At 46.3% G+C, this 16,701-nt stretch carries 15 protein-coding genes and 1 tRNA gene; 9 read left to right on the top strand and 7 right to left on the bottom strand.

Translation table 11 applies throughout. The annotated features are described in order from the left end of the window. The first annotated feature begins 19 nt into the window (after nt 1–19). Entirely contained in the window at nt 20–1,327 is a 1,308-nt protein-coding gene (locus AC6R05_RS09460; RefSeq protein ID WP_500647228.1) for a multifunctional CCA addition/repair protein, read from the top strand. 84 nt (nt 1,328–1,411) lie between these two features. Here the strand turns inward: AC6R05_RS09460 and AC6R05_RS09455 are convergent, their stop codons facing one another. The 3 genes from AC6R05_RS09455 to folB are packed head-to-tail and all read right to left on the bottom strand — an operon-like array spanning nt 1,412 to nt 3,070. Then, nucleotides 1,412–2,215, bottom strand: coding sequence for an undecaprenyl-diphosphate phosphatase (locus AC6R05_RS09455; protein WP_032553077.1), 804 nt, complete (start codon nt 2,213–2,215; stop codon nt 1,412–1,414). A 16-nt stretch (nt 2,216–2,231) separates the two neighbouring features. Further along, nucleotides 2,232–2,714 (bottom strand): 2-amino-4-hydroxy-6-hydroxymethyldihydropteridine diphosphokinase, encoded by a 483-nt coding sequence (gene folK, locus AC6R05_RS09450; RefSeq protein ID WP_032553076.1) that lies wholly within the window; start codon nt 2,712–2,714, stop codon nt 2,232–2,234. Further along, nucleotides 2,711–3,070 (bottom strand): dihydroneopterin aldolase, encoded by a 360-nt coding sequence (gene folB / locus AC6R05_RS09445; protein WP_032553075.1) that lies wholly within the window; start codon nt 3,068–3,070, stop codon nt 2,711–2,713. The genes folK and folB overlap by 4 nt, the downstream gene beginning before the upstream one ends. Before the next feature lie 122 nt (nt 3,071–3,192). Here folB and plsY point away from each other — a divergent pair, with 122 nt between their 5' ends. Then, on the top strand, nt 3,193–3,789 hold the full coding sequence (gene plsY, locus AC6R05_RS09440; RefSeq protein WP_032553074.1) for a glycerol-3-phosphate 1-O-acyltransferase PlsY: 597 nt from the start codon (nt 3,193–3,195) through the stop codon (nt 3,787–3,789). Between the two features lie 46 nt (nt 3,790–3,835). On the opposite strand, the gene AC6R05_RS09435 is transcribed toward plsY, so the two are convergent. Together AC6R05_RS09435 and tsaD are read right to left on the bottom strand one after the other, a co-directional pair. After that, entirely contained in the window at nt 3,836–4,654 is an 819-nt protein-coding gene (locus AC6R05_RS09435; RefSeq protein WP_500647227.1) for an alpha/beta fold hydrolase, read from the bottom strand. Nucleotides 4,655–4,718: 64 nt separating this feature from the next. Further along, nucleotides 4,719–5,738 (bottom strand): tRNA (adenosine(37)-N6)-threonylcarbamoyltransferase complex transferase subunit TsaD, encoded by a 1,020-nt coding sequence (tsaD, locus tag AC6R05_RS09430; protein ID WP_032553071.1) that lies wholly within the window; start codon nt 5,736–5,738, stop codon nt 4,719–4,721. Between the two features lie 229 nt (nt 5,739–5,967). On the opposite strand from tsaD, the gene rpsU reads away from it, so the two are divergent. The 7 genes from rpsU to AC6R05_RS09395 all read left to right on the top strand — a co-directional run bounded on the left by rpsU (nt 5,968) and on the right by AC6R05_RS09395 (nt 13,603). Next, the gene (gene rpsU, locus AC6R05_RS09425; RefSeq protein WP_001145625.1) at nt 5,968–6,183 is read left to right on the top strand and encodes a 30S ribosomal protein S21; all 216 of its coding nucleotides are present in this window, start codon (nt 5,968–5,970) and stop codon (nt 6,181–6,183) included. A 25-nt stretch (nt 6,184–6,208) separates the two neighbouring features. After that, complete coding sequence (locus AC6R05_RS09420; RefSeq protein ID WP_500647226.1) at nt 6,209–6,652, top strand: GatB/YqeY domain-containing protein; 444 nt, start codon at nt 6,209–6,211, stop codon at nt 6,650–6,652. A gap of 118 nt (nt 6,653–6,770) precedes the next feature. Continuing rightward, on the top strand, nt 6,771–8,522 hold the full coding sequence (gene dnaG / locus AC6R05_RS09415; protein WP_285467784.1) for a DNA primase: 1,752 nt from the start codon (nt 6,771–6,773) through the stop codon (nt 8,520–8,522). Between the two features lie 99 nt (nt 8,523–8,621). Further along, the gene (rpoD, locus tag AC6R05_RS09410) at nt 8,622–10,472 is read left to right on the top strand and encodes an RNA polymerase sigma factor RpoD (RefSeq protein WP_500647225.1); all 1,851 of its coding nucleotides are present in this window, start codon (nt 8,622–8,624) and stop codon (nt 10,470–10,472) included. Between the two features lie 162 nt (nt 10,473–10,634). Continuing rightward, nucleotides 10,635–10,710: transfer RNA gene (locus AC6R05_RS09405), tRNA-Ile, on the top strand. 237 nt (nt 10,711–10,947) lie between these two features. Next, nucleotides 10,948–12,216, top strand: a complete 1,269-nt coding sequence (locus AC6R05_RS09400; protein ID WP_500647224.1) for an O-acetylhomoserine aminocarboxypropyltransferase/cysteine synthase family protein — start codon at nt 10,948–10,950, stop codon at nt 12,214–12,216. A gap of 310 nt (nt 12,217–12,526) precedes the next feature. Then, nucleotides 12,527–13,603, top strand: a complete 1,077-nt coding sequence (locus tag AC6R05_RS09395; protein ID WP_500647223.1) for a TRAP transporter substrate-binding protein — start codon at nt 12,527–12,529, stop codon at nt 13,601–13,603. A gap of 75 nt (nt 13,604–13,678) precedes the next feature. On the opposite strand, the gene glmS is transcribed toward AC6R05_RS09395, so the two are convergent. Further along, the gene (gene glmS / locus AC6R05_RS09390) at nt 13,679–15,511 is read right to left on the bottom strand and encodes a glutamine--fructose-6-phosphate transaminase (isomerizing) (protein WP_500647222.1); all 1,833 of its coding nucleotides are present in this window, start codon (nt 15,509–15,511) and stop codon (nt 13,679–13,681) included. Nucleotides 15,512–15,621: 110 nt separating this feature from the next. After that, nucleotides 15,622–16,392 carry a DeoR/GlpR family DNA-binding transcription regulator gene (locus AC6R05_RS09385; RefSeq protein WP_032553064.1) on the bottom strand — a complete coding sequence of 257 codons (771 nt, stop codon included), beginning with the start codon at nt 16,390–16,392 and terminating at the stop codon, nt 15,622–15,624. Nucleotides 16,393–16,701 lie beyond the last annotated feature (309 nt).

The following is a 16,701-nucleotide window of genomic DNA, read 5'->3' as shown; positions in this document are numbered from 1 at the left end:
CGATAAATGGAAATTACCATTGCTCGCCATAAAGTCCAACAGTGATAAAAGATTTCGAGGTGATAAGTTGCAAAACTACGATGGCTTACCAATACACCAGAGCCTAAACAGATATTTAGTAGGTGGTGCAGTACGCGACCAATTACTGGAAATTGCGAGCTACGACAAAGATTGGGTTGTCGTCGGCAGTACGCCGCAGCAGATGGAAGAACTTGGGTTTACCGCCGTTGGTAAAGAGTTTCCAGTTTTCTTGCACCCAAAAACTAAAGAAGAGCACGCACTAGCACGAACTGAGAAAAAGTCTGGCTCTGGCTATACAGGTTTTGAGTGCTATTTTGCACCTGACGTTACCCTCGAAGAAGATCTCATGCGTCGCGACCTAACCATCAACGCTATCGCACAAGATGAACAAGGTACACTCTACGACCCCTATCATGGTCAACAAGACCTAGAGAACCGCGTCCTAAGGCACGTCTCAGAAGCCTTTGTCGAAGATCCACTTCGCGTGCTGCGCGTGGCTCGTTTCGCCGCCAAGCTTCATCACTTGGGTTTTACCATCGCGCCAGAAACACTAGAGATGATGCAACGTATCGTTGAGTCAGGTGAATTAGAACATCTAACAGCAGAACGAGTCTGGCAAGAGTGGCACAAATCACTGAGCACACCACACCCTGAGATCTTCTTATCAACCTTAAGGGAGTGCGGTGCCCTAGCCGTGGTACTCCCAGAGTTGGACGCGCTATTTGGCGTCCCGCAGCCTGAAAAGTGGCATCCTGAGATCGACACTGGTATTCACACCTTGATGGTTGCTCAACAAGCAGCACTATTAAGCTCTTCACTACCCGTGCGTTTTGCAGCCCAAGTTCATGACCTTGGTAAAGGCGTGACTCCGCCAAGTGAGTGGCCAAGCCATAAGATGCACTGTCACACGGGTCTCAAGCTGATCAAATCCCTGTGTGAACGAGTACGTGTGCCGAATGAATTTCGAGATTTAGCACTGCTTGTCTGCGAACAGCACTCCAACATCCATCGTGCAGGTGAGCTCAGGCCATCCACCTTCCTAAAGATCCTCAACAAATTTGATGTGTGGCGTAAACCTGAGAGACTCAATGACATCCTGCTATGTTGCCAAGCAGATCATGCGGGAAGAAAAGGATTAGAGTCTGATCCTTATCCACAAAAACCGCGCTTTGAAGCGGCGTATCAAGCTGCATTAGGGGTCGATGTTAAAGCCGTGATTGCCGATGGTTTTAAAGGTAAAGATATTCGTGATGAGCAAGAGAAGCGCCGTATTCAGGCTATTGAGAGCGCTCTAGCTACCGCTTAAAAGTAGCTAACTTGTATCATTGATTTAAACAACAAAGCCCGCTGAGTCAGCGGGCTTTGTGCGTTTTGAACTTTGAGTTGGAGCTTATTGCATCATCAAGAAAGCAAACAGACCACAACCTAGAATCAAGCGGTAGATAACAAATGGCGTCATACCCATGCGAGAGATTAACTTCAAGAAGAAGTGAATGCAGATATAAGCGCTGATGAAAGAGACCACAATACCCGTCAACAAAGTACCAACGTGGATTGGATCACCGCTAGTGACTAGCTTAAGGCCTAAGTAGCCGCCCGCTAGCGTGATAATAGGAATCGACATTAAGAAAGAGAAACGAGCTGCCGCTTCACGAGTAAAACCAAGGTACAGCGCTGCAGTAATAGTTGCGCCAGAGCGAGACGTACCTGGGATCATCGCCATCGCTTGCGCCAAACCAATGAATAACGCCTTCTTCCAGCCCGCTTGATACTCGTCATCACGCAGTGCTGAGTTCTTATCTACCCACCATAACAACAAACCAAACACGATAGTCGTGGTCGCGATAACCCACGCACTACGCAGGTAAAGCTCAATGATGTCTTTCATCAACAGGCCAAACACACAAGCAGGAATAGTCGCTAAGATGATCATCCAAGCCAGTTTCGCTTCTTTGCTTCGATCACCTTTGAACACTGAACCAAAAAACGCGTTTAGTAGTGAGATAACTTCTTTGCGGAAATAGATCACTACTGCCGCCAATGTACCAACGTGTACCGCCACATCAAATGCCAAACCTTGGTCTTCCCAGCCAAGTACAGCTGAAGGAAGGATCAAGTGTGCAGAGCTTGAGATTGGCAAAAATTCGGTAAAGCCTTGCACCAACGCCAAAATAAACGCTTCAAAATAACTCATTTCTAACCTTATAAATTTATAGTTCTATATCTACAACAGAGAGGGAGTCTAGCTGCTCCATTTTCTGCCATATTTCACTGACGGTTCGTCCATCCTGGGGGATTACCCGAGCAGGACAGAGATCATATAGTGGTTGTGTGACAAAAGGATATTTAAAGATATCACTGCGAGGAAGTTGAGGTTTTTGAGAAGAAACCACATCACCAAACAACACGATATCGAGATCTAAATTGCGGTCTTGCAACTTATGGGCATCCTTCGCGCGCCCGTATTTAAACTCAATTTTACGCAGCTGTTGTGAAAATTCGGTCAATGACAACAAAGTATCGAGCTCAATCACGAAGTTATAGAACGGATGGCTATCAAACCCCACCGGTTCACAGTGATAAATCGAGGAGCAACGCAGATTGCTCCCCAAAGATTGCAGCTCTAGCCAAGCGGCCTTGGCATGTTTGTCACGGTCGATATTGGTGCCGACCCCGACATAAGCAATGGTCATGCTTGGCCTCGTTCGATGACCACGCCTACAGCTTTCGCTTGAGGCACTGCGCCCGGCTTCGCCAGACGGATCTTGATCCATGGCACTGAGAATTGCGTCATGATCAACTCAGCGATCTCTTCTGCGACACGCTCAACCAATAGGAAGCGACCATTTTCAATGTGCTCAAGCACCGCCGTGCTCACCTTTGAATAATCTAAAGCATCGACCACGTCATCACTTTTACCTGCAGGACGGTTGTCGTGAGCCATCTCTATATCAAGCACCAGCTTTTGCTTAATTTCTTGTTCCCAGTCATACACACCAATTGTTGTGATTACTTCTAACTGTTCGATGAAAACTTTATCCAGTGCCATTAGTTGTCCTTTTAGAGGTCGGATACCCAAAAATGGGAAAAAAACGTATTATTTGCCTAATTCAGGATATGATATCAATTACTCTTGGATTGAGCATTATTTTCGCACCATTAAGGACAGACATGACTCCATTGGCACTCATTATGATCATTGCAGCCTATCTATTAGGTTCAATCTCAAGTGCGGTCTTGATATGCCGAGTCGCGCGTCTGCCCGACCCTAGAACCGTAGGTTCAAATAATCCCGGCGCTACCAATGTATTGCGTATCGGTGGCAAAGCCGCTGCAGCCTCTGTGCTACTTTGTGACATGTTAAAAGGGACGATTCCCGTCTGGCTTGGTTACTTCCTCGATATCGACCCTATCATTCTGGGCGTTGTCGCGATTGCCGCTTGTTTGGGCCATATGTATCCAATATTCTTCCACTTTAAGGGTGGCAAGGGCGTTGCGACGGCCTTGGGTGCCATCGCGCCTATTGGTCTTGACCTCACCGGTATGATTATGGGCACTTGGCTACTAGTCGCTTTTCTTTTCCGTTACTCATCTTTGGCTGCGATTGTCACCGTGTTAGTCACTCCGTTTTATGCGTGGATGGTAAAACCACAATACACACTTCCTGTTGCCATGTTGTGCTGCTTGATCGTGCTGCGCCATCATCAAAATATTCGCCGATTACTCGACGGCAGTGAGCCAAAATTAGGACAAAAAAAATCGGCGTAATCAATATAGATTACGCCGATTTTTCATCATTTCGTTGGTGACTCAATTACACCAGAAGATGTTTATCTAGGAAGCTCGCAAGCATCTCATTTACAAACTCAGGCTGTTCTAAGCTGCTAATATGACCTGCATTAGGGATCACAGCCAGCTCGCTACCTGCGATGCAATCATGCATTAAGTAAGATTCCAATACTGGGCGCGGTTTGTCTTCTTGACCCACAGCAACCAGGACTGGCAGAGCAAACTTCTCAATCGATTCAATCATATCACGGCGTCCGAACACGATACGCCCAATGCGTGCGACCTGTTCCGCGTGCTCACCATTTAACTGAGATAGAAATTCTGTAAAGCCTTTTACTAGCTCAGGGCTATTTTGCTCTGCTTGATTAGCAAAGAACAAAGGAACAACTGCTTCAACAATCGGTGGTGGAACCATCTTTGTTTGTGCGATGGTATCTAGCATCGAGAAATACTTAGCATGTGCCACTTCCGGCTCTAGGCCAACAAAGGTATCCATAAGTACTAGAGTTTTCACGCGAGACGGCGCTAACTCCACCAACTCGGTTCCCCACATGCCGCCTACCGATAGGCCAACAATTGAGAACTCCTCAACACCCAAATGATCCAACAGTGCCAAAACATGTTGAGTATAATCTTTTAGCGTGCGCATTGAGCTTGGCGCTGCATCAGATTGACCGTGAGACCAAAGCTCAGGAACAATACAACGGTACTTAGATTTCAGTGCCTCTACCTGAGGTTGCCACATTGCACTATCCCATAGGTAGCTGTGACCAAACACTAATACAGGCCCTTGCCCTTCATCTAGGTACGCCATGTTTTGGTTTTCAATAGTGAAATTGTTCATTTTCTTCCCTAAGTCATATAAAAACGGCCGCTACTTCAGCGGCCGTCCATTTATTCAGATTCGATTACTCAGCAATTGGCTCAAGCTGATCGATAGGCCAGCGTGGTGTCGCTTGAACAGAAAGATCAGCCACCTCACCGTTCTTAAGACGTTGCATACCTGCGTAAGCGATCATTGCACCGTTATCTGTACAAAACTCAGTGCGAGGGTAGTAAACCTCACCACCAATCTTCTTCGCTAGCGCTTCAAGTTCTGCTCGTAACTGCTTGTTTGCACTCACGCCACCAGCAATTACTATACGTTTCATGCCTGTCTCCGCCAAGGCACGCTTACACTTGATTACCAAGGTGCCACAAACCGCCTCTTGGAATGCGTATGCGATATCTGCGCGAGTCTGTTCGCTATCGTCGTTGTCACGAATGGTATTAGCTGCAAAGGTTTTTAGACCTGAGAAACTCATATCTAGACCCGGACGGTCTGTCATTGGGCGCGGGAACTTAAAGCGACCCGGCGTGCCCTTTTCTGCCAAGCGAGAAAGCAGTGGACCGCCTGGGTAATCTAAGCCCATCAGCTTAGCGGTTTTATCGAAGGCTTCACCAGCTGCGTCATCAATCGATTCACCCAGAATGCGATATTCACCAATACCTTTTACTTCAACCATCATAGTGTGACCACCCGATACCAGCAGCGCCACAAATGGGAACGGTGGTGGGTTATCTTCTAGCATAGGAGCAAGCAGGTGACCTTCCATGTGGTGTACTGGCACGGCAGGAACACCCCACGCGTAAGCAATACTGCGACCGATCGTAGCACCAACAAGCAGCGCACCAACCAGACCAGGGCCCGCCGTGTAAGCTACGCCATCAATATCTTTAGAGGTTAAGTTTGCTTCTTTAAGAGCCGCTTTAATCAGTGGAATGGTTTTCTTCACGTGATCACGTGATGCCAGCTCAGGAACAACACCACCGTAATCGGCATGCAGTTTTACCTGGCTGTAGAGTTGATGAGAAAGCAGACCTTGCTCATCATCATAAATTGCGATTCCTGTTTCATCACAAGAGGTTTCAATACCAATAATGCGCATAATTTTCTCGGCACGCTTTCATCTTTAATGGGAAATTAGCGCAATATTACCCTGCCTAAGCTCAGCAAACAAATATTGTACAGACTATAATCGACAAAGTGCTTTACAAAGCCACTGTGATCGGATTAAAATTCCGCACCATTTTTGATCAAGCTGGTTAAGACTGAATATTTAAGTTCAGTTCACTAAGTTACCAGCGTTAACGAATAACCCCTGAGGTGAAAGGCATATGCCAGTAGTTAAAGTACGTGAAAACGAACCGTTCGACGTTGCACTACGTCGTTTCAAGCGCTCTTGCGAAAAAGCAGGTATCCTTTCTGAAGTGCGTCGTCGTGAGCACTATGAAAAACCAACTACAGTTCGCAAACGCGCTAAAGCAGCAGCTCAAAAGCGTCACGCTAAGAAGCTAGCTCGCGAAAACGCACGTCGCGTTCGCCTGTACTAATAACTTAATCCATAAGGACTGAGTTATGGCTCTTATTGAACAACTCAAAGAAGAGCAAAAATTAGCGATGAAAGCCAAGGACAAACCGCGCCTTGGCACTATCCGTTTAGCTCTTTCAGCTATTAAGCAACGTGAAGTTGACGAACAGATTACTCTGAACGACGACGACATCCTTGCTGTTCTAGTTAAGATGGTTAAACAGCGTCGCGATTCTGTTGCTCAATATGAATCGGCTGGTCGTCAAGATCTTGCTGACGTGGAACAAGCAGAAATTGCTGTACTTGAAGGTTTTATGCCTCAACCGCTTACTGAAGAAGAAGTGATTGCACTACTAGATAGCGCAATTGCAGAAGCTAAACCTGCGGGCATGCAAGACATGGGTAAAGTAATGGCTATCTTGAAACCACAAATTCAAGGGCGTGCAGATATGGGTAAAGTTAGTGGTTTAGTTCGTTCTAAACTCGCTTAATCCCAAATCAAATTGCAACAAGCCGTGCAATCCTATGGAACGCACGGCTTGTTTGTATCTGCTACCTATTCAAACTATATTATCATCACTCTCAGTTAGTGCATTTTTCTAAGGTTTTATGGCTGGAATTATCCCACGTAGTTTCATTGATGACCTCCTCGCGCGTCTCGATATCGTCGACATCATTGACGCACGCGTAAAACTTAAGAAAAAGGGCAAAAACTACAGTGCTTGTTGTCCGTTTCACAACGAAAAAACTCCCTCTTTTAGCGTTAGCCAAGAAAAGCAGTTCTATCACTGTTTTGGTTGCGGCGTACACGGTAATGCCATCGACTTCATTATGGAGTTCGAACGCCTCGAGTTTGTGGAGGCCATTGAAGAGCTTGCGAGCTTTCTTGGTTTAGAAGTCCCTCGAGAGCAGCGCAGCGGTGCCATTTCGACTCAGCCGCGAGCCAACACGGAGCAAAAGCGTAACCTATATGACTTAATGGGTGGTATCAGCCAATTTTACCGCTCACAACTCAAGCTATCAGCGAGCAAGCCCGCAATTGACTACCTCAAGAATCGAGGTCTGTCGGGCGAAATCGTACAGAAGTTTGGGATTGGTTACGTTGCCGATGAGTGGGATTTAGTTCGTAAGAATTTCGGCCAACAAAAAGAAGCGCAGGACATGCTGGTCACGGGCGGCATGTTAATCGAAAACGACAAGGGTAACCGATACGACCGTTTTCGTGGACGCATCATGTTCCCGATTCGCGATCGTCGTGGTCGAGTGATTGGTTTTGGTGGGCGTGTTCTTGAAGATGGAACACCAAAGTACCTCAACTCCCCTGAGACTCCGATCTTCCATAAAGGCAAAGAGCTATATGGTCTTTACGAAGTCTTACAGGCTTACCGTGAGCCACCTCAAGTCTTGGTGGTTGAAGGTTACATGGATGTTGTCGCACTAGCGCAATATGGCGTAGATTATTCCGTCGCCTCGTTGGGCACTTCGACAACCGGTGATCATATCCAAATGCTGTTCCGTCAAACCCACACGGTTGTGTGTTGTTATGATGGTGACAGAGCGGGTAAAGAAGCCGCTTGGCGCGCACTGGAAAATGCACTTGAGTATTTAAAGACCGGGAATACCCTGAAGTTTCTGTTCTTGCCAGATGGCGAAGACCCAGACAGCTATATTAGACAACACGGCAAAGAGGCCTTTGAACAACTAGTTCAAAACGCAACGCCACTTTCTACTTACTTGTTCGACAACCTAATTGAAATTCATCAATTAAACCTTGGAACAACTGAAGGTAAATCGGCGTTGAGAGCCCATGCCAGTGCACTGATCAATAAAATTCCTGATAGCTACTTCCAAGAACTGCTCGAAAAGTTACTGGATGAGCGCACTGGGTTTGATAATCAGCTAAGACGAGCTAGAGTTCATAACAAGAGCTCTAGTCCGCAACCGCATAAAGAGCTTAAACGCACCCCTATGCGAGAAGTGATCGCTTTGCTTCTACAAAATCCGAGCTATGCTGATATGGTACCGGATTTATCGAGTGTTCGAGACTTACCATTACCTGGTTTAAGTTTATTCGTTGAGGTACTTGATAAATGCCATACTAACCCCCATATCAACACCGGCCAGTTATTAGAGCACTGGCGACACAGTAAACATGAGGCACTTCTGTCTCGTCTCGCGAGCTGGGAAATCCCCCTCGATGATGACAATCAAGAAGATATATTCTTAGACTCATTGGACAATATTCTTGCCCAGTGCGTAGAAAAGCAAATTGAAAACCTGCAGGCCAAAGCAAGAAGTGTCGGTTTATCAGCCGAAGAAAAAAGGGAGCTGCTAGCCTTGATGCTAGATTTAAAAGCGTAACCCTGATTGATTAGTCAGCATTGATAAAATTTGTTAACATTTATGGTTTGCATTTAAAAATGCAACGTCCTTCACCAGACCTGAAGTTGGATATCATCTATGGATCAAAATCCGCAGTCACAGCTAAAATTACTTGTTATTAAAGGCAAGGAACAAGGCTATCTGACCTACGCCGAAGTAAACGACCACCTACCTGCAGAAATTGTTGATTCTGAACAGGTAGAAGACATCATTCAGATGATTAACGACATGGGTATCAAGGTTGTAGAAACCGCACCTGATGCCGATGATCTAGCCCTAAATGATGACGATACCATCACAGATGAAGATGCAGCCGAAGCGGCAGCAGCTGCGCTTTCAAGCGTAGAAAACGAGATCGGCCGTACAACTGACCCAGTACGTATGTACATGCGTGAGATGGGTACCGTTGAGCTACTGACTCGTGAAGGCGAAATCGATATTGCTAAGCGTATCGAAGATGGTATCAACCAAGTTCAGCTTTCTGTTGCTGAATACCCTGGCACTATCCCATACATCTTAGAACAGTTTGACAAAGTTCAAGCTGAAGAGCTGCGCCTTACTGATTTGATCAGCGGTTTCGTTGACCCAGATGATGATGGTACGGCAGCACCAACAGCGACGCATATCGGTTCTGAGCTGGCAGAATCTGATCTTGACGACGAAGATGAAGAAGATGTAGATGACGAAGACGAATCTGAAGAGGAAGAGGAAGATACTGGTATCGACCCTGAGCTTGCTCTTGAGAAATTCACTGCACTTCGCACAAGCTTCCAAAATCGTCAGCTAGCGATCAACGAATACGGCGCAGAGAGCCCGAAAGCCGTTCTTGCAACAACCATGATGCAAGACGTGTTCAAAGAGTTCCGCCTAACGCCAAAACAGTTCGATTACCTAGTTAATGAACTTCGCACTTCAATGGATCGTGTACGTACTCAAGAGCGCCTAATCATGCGTCAAACGGTTGAGTACGGCAAAATGCCGAAGAAATCTTTCATTGCCCTATTCACAGGCAACGAATCTAGCGAAGCATGGTTAGACGAAGTTCTTGCTTCAGACAAGCCATACGCAGAGAAGATCAAACGTAACGAAAGTGATATCCGTCGCTCTATTCAGAAACTGGATATGATCGAAAAAGAGACGTCACTAACAGTACAAAGCATTAAAGACATCAGCCGTCGTATGTCTATCGGTGAAGCGAAAGCTCGTCGTGCGAAGAAAGAGATGGTTGAAGCGAACTTACGTCTAGTAATCTCGATTGCTAAGAAGTACACCAACCGTGGTCTACAATTCTTGGATCTAATCCAAGAAGGTAACATCGGTCTAATGAAAGCGGTTGATAAGTTTGAATACCGTCGTGGTTACAAGTTCTCGACTTACGCTACATGGTGGATCCGTCAAGCGATCACTCGTTCGATTGCCGACCAAGCTCGTACTATCCGTATTCCGGTTCACATGATCGAAACGATCAACAAACTAAACCGTATCTCTCGTCAAATGCTACAAGAGATGGGTCGTGAGCCATTACCGGAAGAGTTGGCTGAGCGCATGCAAATGCCGGAAGACAAGATCCGTAAAGTACTGAAGATCGCTAAAGAGCCTATCTCAATGGAGACACCAATCGGTGACGACGAAGATTCGCATCTAGGTGACTTCATCGAGGATACGACTCTAGAACTGCCTCTAGATTCTGCAACGGCAACCAGCCTACGTGGTGCTACGAAAGACGTTCTAGCAGGCCTAACGCCTCGTGAAGCAAAAGTTCTTCGTATGCGTTTTGGTATCGACATGAACACTGACCACACTCTAGAAGAGGTTGGTAAACAGTTCGACGTAACTCGTGAGCGTATCCGTCAGATCGAAGCAAAAGCGCTACGTAAGCTGCGTCACCCAAGCCGTTCTGAAACTCTACGTAGTTTCCTAGACGAGTAATCTCTCGCGAGAATTGGCTAGCTTTTAAGCATATAAGAAGAAAGGTGAGCTTTAGCTCACCTTTTTTGTATCTATATGATTTAAGTGGCTAAGAACTAAGCGCAATTGCCCCCTTTAGTGGCTAGACACCACCCATTGCATCCCCTATAATCATTGCCCTACGGCCCCTTAGCTCAGTGGTTAGAGCGCACGACTCATAATCGTTCGGTCCCCAGTTCAAATCTGGGAGGGGCCACCAAATTTAGAAAAGCCAGAGCAGTTGATGCTGCTCTGGCTTTTTGCTTTTCTGAGCAGAATAATTTCTTGCCCCCAATTTTGGCCCTTCCCGTTTACAGCATCTTTGAGTCAGTTTCCTCAATACTTCTTCACAACACGGTGTATTCAATCACTTACCTGTGACTTGATTTGCGTTTTTTTATTCTAAAAGGCGGCACTATGAAAGGTCACTATTCAATCAACTGTTCAGGGAAGACAAATGAAAGACGAAACTCTCTCGATCCACTTTGGTTACGAGACAGACCCAACAACCAAATCTGTCGCTACGCCTATCTATCAAACGGTGGCTTACGAGTTTGATGATGCTCAGCACGGCGCGGACCTCTTTAATCTCGAAGTTCCAGGTAACATCTACACCCGCATCATGAATCCAACCAATGATGTGTTGGAAAAACGAATGGCAGCGCTTGAAGGTGGTATTGCAGGCTTAGTGGTGAGTGCGGGTAGTGCTGCGATCAACTACGCAATTCAGACTTTGGCGCAAATGGGCGACAACATTGTTTCTACCCCTCAGCTATACGGTGGCACTTACACCCTGTTTGCACACATGCTGCCAAACCAAGGCATTGAAGTACGCTTTGCCAAAGACGACAAACCTGAAAGCTTAGCTGAGCTCATCGATGAGAACACCAAGGCGGTTTACTGTGAAAGTATTGGTAACCCTGCTGGTAATATCATCGATCTAGAGCGTGTTGCCGAACTTGCCCACGCCCAAGGTGTTCCTGTCATCGTCGACAACACAGTTGCAACTCCAGTGCTATGCAAGCCTATCGATTTTGGCGCGGACATTGTTGTGCATTCATTAACGAAATACGTTGGCGGCCACGGTACCACTCTAGGTGGCGTCATTGTCGATTCAGGTAAGTTCCCTTGGGCGGAGCATAAAGATCGCTTCCCAGTATTCAACCAACCCGAGCCGTCTTACCATGGCGTGGTATACACCGAAGCCTTTGGTGAAGCTGCCTTTATCGGCCGAGCGCGTACAGTACCGATGCGCAATACGGGGTCAGCACTTTCACCAATGAATTCCTTTATGCTGATGCAAGGCTTAGAGACCTTATCACTGCGTATGGAACGTCACACTGAAAATGCCTTCAAGGTTGCTGAGTACCTCAAGCAGCATGATAAAGTGAGTTGGGTAAGTTATGCAGGCTTGCCAGACTCAGAGTTCTACCCACTGGCAGAGAAATACATGCAGGGTAAACCTTCCGCTATTTTGTCTTTCGGCCTCAAGGATGGCTATGAAGCTGGAGTTCGCTTCTATGACGCACTGCAGATCTTTAAGCGCCTGGTGAATATTGGTGATGCTAAGTCGCTAGCATGTCACCCGGCTTCAACCACTCACCGTCAGTTAAGTGAGCAAGAACAGAAACAAGCAGGTGTATCTCCAGAGATGATTCGTCTATCTGTTGGTATCGAGCATATCGACGATATTCTTGCCGACCTAGAACAAGCATTAAACGCTTAACACTACGTTTCTATAGCAAACAACACCATAGGCCAGCATGTATGTGCTGGCTTATTTGTTGACGCTATCGTTCTGTGATTAACATATCAATTAAGCAATAACGATATCTTCCCTACTTCCCACCTTCCATCAGAATATCTTCCTGCATAAGAGAGATATATCTCCCCCAAACATCTTCATACCTAACTTAAACCTGAACGAAACGACTGTCACCGCTCTCTTCTCATCACATGAGCTTGATTGACCTTACCGAGATAACTCGGGAATCTAAGCCAAACCTATAATAATGACAGCCGATAATGGGAACCTCATGACCACTCGAAACAAAATCCTCCCCCTAATCAAAGCAGCTTCAGTGGCGCTGCTCGCAACCGTTGCACTCTCCGCACAGGCCGCAGAAAAAGTATATCGCTTAAAACTTGCGGAAACATGGGGACCGAATACCCCAATCCTCGGTGACGCCAGCAAGAACATGGCTAAGTTAGCTAATGAAATGTCTAACGGTCGACTGCAGATCCGCATCGACTCAGCCAATAAGCACAAAGCGCCGCTTGGGGTGTTCGATATGGTGAAGTCGGGGCAATACGATTTAGGACACTCAAGCTCTTACTACTGGAAAGGTAAGGTACCAAACACGCTCTACTTCTCTTCAATGCCATTTGGCATGATGACTACTGAGCAGTACGCATGGTTTTACCAAGGCGGTGGTATGCAGCTGATGCAAGAGGTGTACGCGCCACATAACCTACTCTCGTTCCCAGGTGGTAACTCTGATATTCAAATGGGTGGCTGGTTTAAGAAAGAGATCAACTCAATCGATGACCTCAAAGGCTTGAAGATGCGCATTCCAGGTTTTGCTGGCGAAGTGTTCGCTAAGGTTGGCGCGAAGCCTACCAATATTGCACCGGGTGAGCTCTACACTTCTCTAGAGCGTGGCACGATTGATGCGCTCGAATGGGTTGGCCCTGCCTTTGACCTGCGTATGGGCTTTCAAAAGATTGCACCTTACTACTACACAGCTTGGCATGAGCCGGGGTCTGAGACTCAGTTCTTAGTGAACAAAAAGACTTGGGATAAGCTACCAAAAGACCTTCAGCTCATTCTAGAAACGTCTTTCCGAGTAGCAGCCTTCGATATGTATACCCAAGCTCTCGATGCCAATGCTAGCAGTTGGGCAACCATGCAATCTGATTACCCAGACATCAAAGTCCGTGACTTCCCACCAGAAGTGCTCCAAACGATGCGTGCAGCCACGGATGAGCTTCTTGCTGAACAAGCCGCGAAAGATCCGTTAGCGAAGAAAATCATCGACTCTCAAGCAGACTACGCAAAGAAAGTTCGAGCGTGGACCAACATCTCAACCAAGGCCTACCTCAACCACGAGTAACAAAAGCTCAATGCTGAAAAACAAAAAAGCCCATCATCATGATGGGCTTTCATCTATTTACCAAGGTAAGTTAACTTACTCTACCGTTACTGCTTTCGCTAGGTTACGAGGTTGGTCAACGTCCGTACCTTTGATTAGCGCTACGTGGTAAGACAATAGCTGCATTGGAACCGTGTAGTAGATAGGTGCAGTTACTTCGCTCACGTGAGGCATCTTGATGATCTTCATGTTCTCATCGCTTTCAAAGCCAGCTGCTTCATCCGCAAATACATACAGCAGACCGCCACGTGCACGAACTTCTTCTACGTTCGACTTCAGCTTCTCTAGCAGGTCGTTACTCGGTGCAATAACCACTACTGGCATATCTGCATCAATCAGAGCTAGAGGGCCGTGCTTAAGCTCACCTGCAGCGTATGCTTCAGCGTGGATGTAAGAGATCTCTTTCAGTTTTAGAGACGCTTCCATCGCGATTGGGTAGTACTCACCACGACCTAGGAATAGTGTGTGGTGCTTGTCTGCAAAATCTGTCGCTAGTGCTTCAATCTCTTTATCAAATGCCAGTGCTTTCTCGATGTCTGTAGGAAGTTGGTGAAGAGCTTGAACGATTTCAGTCTCTTTCGCTTCATCGATACGGCCTTGTAGGCGACCAATTGACGTTACCATCATCAGCATCGCTGCAAGCTGCGTAGTAAATGCTTTTGTTGAAGCAACACCGATCTCTGTACCTGCGCGAGTCATGAACGCGAAATCAGATTCACGAACCAGTGAAGAGCCCGCTACGTTACAGATAGTCATTGCTGACATGTAGCCTTTCTCTTTCGCAAGGCGAAGTGCTGCTAGCGTATCTGCCGTCTCACCAGATTGAGAAAGCGTCACAAGCAGGCTGTTTGGACGAACAACGAAATCACGGTAACGGAACTCAGAAGCGATCTCTACGTCACAGCTTACGCCCGCTAGAGATTCAAACCAGTAACGCGCCGCCATACCTGAGTTGTAAGAAGTACCACATGCAATGATCTGAACGTGCTCTACTTTGCTTAGGATCTCTTCAGCTTTAACACCGATTGCATTAGTGATAACAGCTGTATCTGAAATACGACCTTCCATTGTGTTAACTAGCGCAGTTGGCTGCTCAAAGATCTCTTTCTGCATGAAGTGACGGTATTTACCTTTGTCACCCGCATCGTGCTCTGCGTTAGATTCAACGATTTCACGCTCAACAGACTCACCGCTTGCGTCAAATACGTTAACTTCACGACGAGTTACTTCAGCTACATCGCCCTCTTCTAGGTACATAAAGCGACGTGTCACGCTAAGTAGTGCTAGTTGGTCAGATGCTAGGAAGTTTTCGCCAACACCAAAACCGATTACGATTGGGCTACCAGAACGAGCAACAACAATGCGTGAAGGATCTTTACGATCAACCGCTACTGTGCCGTAAGCACCATCTAGTTGCTTCGCTGTTTTTTGTAGAGCTTCAACTAGCGTCTCAGACGTGCGCAGTTCCCACTCAACTAGGTGAGCAATTACTTCGGTATCTGTTTGAGACGTGAATTCATAACCACGACCTTGAAGAAGCGTACGTAGCTCTTCGTGGTTTTCGATGATGCCGTTGTGAACAACTGCAATGTCACCAGACATATGTGGGTGCGCGTTCGCTTCAGAAGGTTCACCGTGAGTCGCCCAACGTGTATGAGCGATACCTGTACCACCGATTACCTGTTGTGCTTCAACTGCGTCAGCCAACTCTTGTACTTTACCTAGACGACGAACACGAGTTAGGTTGGATTCGCTATCCACAACCGCGACACCTGCAGAGTCGTAACCACGGTATTCAAGACGGCGTAGGCCCTCTACTAGAATTTCTGCTACGTCACGTTGTGCTACTGCACCAACAATTCCACACATAATGTTACTCCATCAATTTTTTTAGTTATTCCTATCTGGCAGCAAGCAAAGGCCATGTCTCATAGAGATCTATTATAGGAAGTTAAATGCATAAATTTTAAATTTAGTTTCTATACTGGCTCGGTGAGAATCACCCGCACCCCTTGAGACTCGATACTCTGTTTGGCTTCTTCCGCCAGCTCAGTATCAGTGATCAAGACATCGATGTGCTCCCAAGACAGCTCAAGATTCGGGATTTTGCGACCTACTTTCTCTGATTCAACCATCACAACAACTTCACGTGATACTTCAGCCATGACCTTACTCAGTCCGACTAGCTCATTAAATGTTGTAGTACCTCTTTCAAGGTCGATACCGTCAGCGCCAATAAACAGTTGGTCAAAGTCATAAGCACGCAGTACCGATTCTGCGACCTGACCTTGGAACGAATCTGAGTGTGTATCCCAGGTTCCGCCCGTCATTAGCAATGTAGGTTCGCTTTCTAGTTCATTTAGAGCGTTAGCGACGTGCAACGAGTTGGTCATTACGACCAATCCACGCTTACTGTTTAGCTGTTCGATCAGAGCGCCTGTCGTGCTACCGCTGTCGATCACAATGCGGTTATGGTCACGAATTAGGTCTGCTGCAGCTTTTGCTAACGAAAGCTTTCGAGTCGAAACTTTTTTGCCTATCTCATCGTTCACAACTTCTTTCGGCAATGAAACAGCACCGCCATATCGGCGTAAAAGCTGACCATTTTTCTCTAAAGACGCCAAATCCTTTCTAATTGTGACTTCCGAGGTTTCAAACTTAGCGGACAATTCATCAACACTAACCTCACCTTTCTCGTTAACTAGATTAGAAATTGCGTGTCTTCTGAGCTGAGTGTTTCGTTTCGACATTTAAAAATGAACCATAAGTTTCGATATGAAAGATATTATAGTTACAACGAAACCATTTAGTCCATTTATTTCGATCCAAAAAATTAATAAATAGCGCTAAAACCTTGTCCTAAGACAATTGTTAAGCAGTGATATTGAATTCATTCGGTGGTAGAATCCGCACCCGAAAAGAAAAAAAATTACAAAAATGACCGTTATTTTTCTGCAACTTTCACCTGATATATTGGGGTAAGTCACAGAAAACCGATGTTGAATCAAAATCATTTGGTCATAAAATGACTAAAATTGATGAAAGACTTACAACTCTGA

This window comes from Vibrio sp. R11-SG3-ISO9 (genome assembly GCF_059834255.1).
Note: the sequence above shows the minus strand (reverse complement) of the source record. Positions and strands in the feature narration are given on the sequence as shown.

Excerpts from the sequence above, each read along its gene's own strand:
- AC6R05_RS09455 (WP_032553077.1), bottom strand. The coding sequence starts at position 2,215 with ATGAGTTATTTTGAAGCGTTTATTTTGGCGTTGGTGCAAGGCTTTACC.
- folK (WP_032553076.1), bottom strand. The coding sequence starts at position 2,714 with ATGACCATTGCTTATGTCGGGGTCGGCACCAATATCGACCGTGACAAA.
- folB (WP_032553075.1), bottom strand. The coding sequence starts at position 3,070 with ATGGCACTGGATAAAGTTTTCATCGAACAGTTAGAAGTAATCACAACA.
- plsY (WP_032553074.1), top strand. The coding sequence starts at position 3,193 with ATGACTCCATTGGCACTCATTATGATCATTGCAGCCTATCTATTAGGT.
- AC6R05_RS09435 (WP_500647227.1), bottom strand. The coding sequence starts at position 4,654 with ATGAACAATTTCACTATTGAAAACCAAAACATGGCGTACCTAGATGAA.
- tsaD (WP_032553071.1), bottom strand. The coding sequence starts at position 5,738 with ATGCGCATTATTGGTATTGAAACCTCTTGTGATGAAACAGGAATCGCA.
- rpsU (WP_001145625.1), top strand. The coding sequence starts at position 5,968 with ATGCCAGTAGTTAAAGTACGTGAAAACGAACCGTTCGACGTTGCACTA.
- AC6R05_RS09420 (WP_500647226.1), top strand. The coding sequence starts at position 6,209 with ATGGCTCTTATTGAACAACTCAAAGAAGAGCAAAAATTAGCGATGAAA.
- dnaG (WP_285467784.1), top strand. The coding sequence starts at position 6,771 with ATGGCTGGAATTATCCCACGTAGTTTCATTGATGACCTCCTCGCGCGT.
- rpoD (WP_500647225.1), top strand. The coding sequence starts at position 8,622 with ATGGATCAAAATCCGCAGTCACAGCTAAAATTACTTGTTATTAAAGGC.
- AC6R05_RS09400 (WP_500647224.1), top strand. The coding sequence starts at position 10,948 with ATGAAAGACGAAACTCTCTCGATCCACTTTGGTTACGAGACAGACCCA.
- AC6R05_RS09395 (WP_500647223.1), top strand. The coding sequence starts at position 12,527 with ATGACCACTCGAAACAAAATCCTCCCCCTAATCAAAGCAGCTTCAGTG.
- glmS (WP_500647222.1), bottom strand. The coding sequence starts at position 15,511 with ATGTGTGGAATTGTTGGTGCAGTAGCACAACGTGACGTAGCAGAAATT.
- AC6R05_RS09385 (WP_032553064.1), bottom strand. The coding sequence starts at position 16,392 with ATGTCGAAACGAAACACTCAGCTCAGAAGACACGCAATTTCTAATCTA.